This is a genomic window from Aeromonas sp. (genome assembly GCF_051657805.1).
GTDB lineage: Bacteria > Pseudomonadota > Gammaproteobacteria > Enterobacterales > Aeromonadaceae > Aeromonas.
This window is the reverse complement of record NZ_JBOFLJ010000015.1, coordinates 1-1,112: the sequence shown is the minus strand read 5'-3', so window position 1 is coordinate 1,112 and position 1,112 is coordinate 1. Positions and strand designations below refer to the sequence as shown.

Sequence of the window (1,112 nt, the reverse complement as noted above, 5' to 3'; positions counted from 1 at the left end):
CCTTCTGTCCAGAGTTCGTCTTCGTCTGGGCGTCCCTTAATAACCTCGCGGAGTCTGGCGGTGGAGGCTTGGTAAAATGGGCTTCCCTCTGACAGGTCGGGCATCTTGTACTCCCAGGGGGCGGCCGGTATATCCTTTGGATTTGGCGGGGCCGGTGTTGCACTGGAGGCTTCGTAGATGGGGACATCGTCTTGGAAATCGTCCGGAGGTGTCCCTTCCTGAGGTATCTTCAGCCATTGGCCTATGGAGTCACAGACAGCCGTCCAGATGTGTAGGCAGGTGGCATCTATGACTGTGGCGATCGGTATCCGGGCATCACTGGTTACCCATTCCAAGGGGAGGCCCTTCCCCTTGGCTAGTTCTTCGGCCTGCAACTGGTGTACTCCGGTTTCACTGTCGACCACCCAGGCTCCTAGCTGGTCGGGCATGACTCCGGCAGAGCTGTACAAGGGTTGGTTTCCTACCGATCCGACGACCTCTCCCATTCCTGGTGTTTCCCCTGGAGGGTAGGCTGAATGAACTGCACCTCTAGGAGGGCGGGTTCGGTGAGGGATCCGGTGGAGGGGTAGCAGGAGGTTGCGCATGGCTCGTGCAGGCAGCCCCTGCGGCAAAGGGGGCTTCGGTAGGGCCCTCCCTTCTCCGGGGAGTACATACACTTCGACTAAGCGCTCCTGGTGAATAGCGCTGCCGTGTTGTTCGGCGCTGATAAACCATTCCAGACACAGATACCCTACCTTCTCCAGGCGTTTCCTTCTCTCTTTCCTCTGCCACGCATGGAAGGGCAGATCCAGAGTCCAGGTTCCGGGTCCTGCGAGGAGGATAGCCTTGGGTAGAGATTCTCTGGGGGTGGCTTCAACCATGGGTAGGGTGGAGGCTCTACTGTTTGGGTGATCGGCCGCGTCCAGGACCAGTACATCACTGCATGTTTCCTCAGGAAGGGGGAGTTGGTCCCATCTCTTGACTTCAGGTTTTCGGGGGCGTCGACCCAGGACGGTGGCCATATTCGTGTCCTGGGAGGAGAAGACTTGGTTTTCCCCCGCCCAGGCCAACCTTGGGAGGTCCATTCCCATTCCTACGGTACCAAAACGGATCTTCTTGGTGGCGACTAATGG

The 1,112-nt window shown here is 58.5% G+C and carries 1 protein-coding gene; it reads right to left on the bottom strand.

The genetic code is table 11. The features are described from left to right. On the bottom strand, positions 1 to 404 hold a 404-nt coding region (locus ACRCYW_RS05200; protein ID WP_438549098.1), incomplete at its 3' end, for a hypothetical protein. Positions 405 to 1,112: the final 708 nt, after the last annotated feature.